The sequence below is a fragment of the Collinsella aerofaciens genome, assembly GCF_009876115.1.
In the GTDB taxonomy this organism is placed as follows: Bacteria; Actinomycetota; Coriobacteriia; order Coriobacteriales; family Coriobacteriaceae; genus Collinsella; species Collinsella aerofaciens_N.
In genome coordinates, this window is record NZ_WWSY01000035.1 from 1 (window position 1) to 1,506 (window position 1,506).

Here is a 1,506-nt window from a genome sequence, read left to right on the forward strand (position 1 = left end):
GGTCGCGCGCGCAGACGTGGTGTAAGAGTGTCCTGAGGTCCGTCGCTGCAAGTCCCGATGTTACTCCTTCTTGAGACCGCGCTTCTCGACTATCTCGTCCACTATCTCCCTGGCGCGCCGCCCGAGCGCGCGGCGCCTCCCCTCTGTCGGGGCCGGCCTGTCCGCGGGCTCGGCGAAGCCCTCGGCGGCCGAGGCCTCGGAGAACACGCGCTGCTGGGACCACTGCCCCTCGGTCTCCATGAGGCTCGCGCACGTCAGGCGCAGCATCGACTCCCTCGAGGGGAAGGACTGCACGACCCTGTAGCGGCGCTTGATCTCGCGGTTGGCGCGCTCCTGGACGTTGTTGGTGCGGAGCTTGGCCCAGTGCGCCCTGGGGAAGGCCGTGAACGCCAGCGCGGAGTCCTCGGCCTGCTCGAAGACCTCGCCGGCCCTGGCGGACACCGACGCCACCCAGGGCGCCGCCTCGGCCCACACGCAGCGCGCGAGGTCGGGGTCGTCCTGGTAGACCGCGGCGTGCACGAGGTCCCTGACGGCCGCCTTGGAGTCCTCGGGCCTGCCCGAGCAGGCGCTCTGGAGGTTGCGCTGCAGGTGCGTCACGCAGCGCTGCCAGGCGCAGCCCTGGAACAGGCGCGAGACGGCGGCCACGAGCCCGGCGTGGCTGTCGGAGACCACGAGGCGAACGCCGGCCAGCCCGCGCTCGCGCAGCCCGCCGAGGAATGCCGCCCAGGAGTCCTCGCTCTCGGTGTCGACCACGTCGCAGCCCAGGAAGTGCTTGCGCCCGTCGGCGCCCAGCCCGATCGCGGTCACGACGCCCTGCGAGACGACCGACGAGCCGACCCTGCAGCTCATGTAGGTGGCGTCGAGCCACAGGTAGCAGCACGGCGTGCCCGACAGGTCGCGGCTGCGGAACTCCGCCACCTCGGCGTCGAGGTCGGAGCAGAGGCTCGAGACCTCCGAGCTCGACAGCGAGGATATGCCCAGCTTGGACGCCACGCGCTCGACCTTGCGGGTGGACACGCCGCACACGTACATCTCCTGCACGATGGCGGCCACCGAGGTGTCGACGCGCGACCATCGCGCGAGCATGCCCTCGGGGTAGTAGGTGCCGTGCCTGAGCTTGGGTATCTCGAGCTCCACGTCGCCCACGGCGGTCTTGAGCGACCTGGGGCGGTAGCCGTTGCGGCTGTTCTCCCTGCCGTCGCTGCGCTCGTTGCGGCTCGCGCCGCACATCTGCTGGGCCTCGGAGTCCATCAGCGCGTTCATCACGCCGCCCAGCACCCTGCACGCGAACTCGCGCGCGTCGCCGCACTCCTGCCAAAGCCTCGCCGCCTCGAGGGCCTCGTCGCGGTCGAGGCGCAGTACACTCTCTTCTTGGGGCATCGCCTTTCCTTCCATTCGTCACCTTCATTACTCCAACGACGAATTCTAGGCGGTGTCCCCTCCCTTTCAAGAAAGAGAAGAGGCGGGGCATGCCCCGCCTCTTACACCACATCTCTGCGCGCTACC

At 69.7% G+C, this 1,506-nt stretch carries 1 protein-coding gene; it reads right to left on the bottom strand.

The features are described from left to right. Nucleotides 1–60: 60 nt before the first annotated feature. Nucleotides 61–1,380, bottom strand: a complete 1,320-nt coding sequence (locus tag GT571_RS09935) for an IS256 family transposase (protein ID WP_238022426.1) — start codon at nt 1,378–1,380, stop codon at nt 61–63. Between the last annotated feature and the right edge of the window lie 126 nt (nt 1,381–1,506).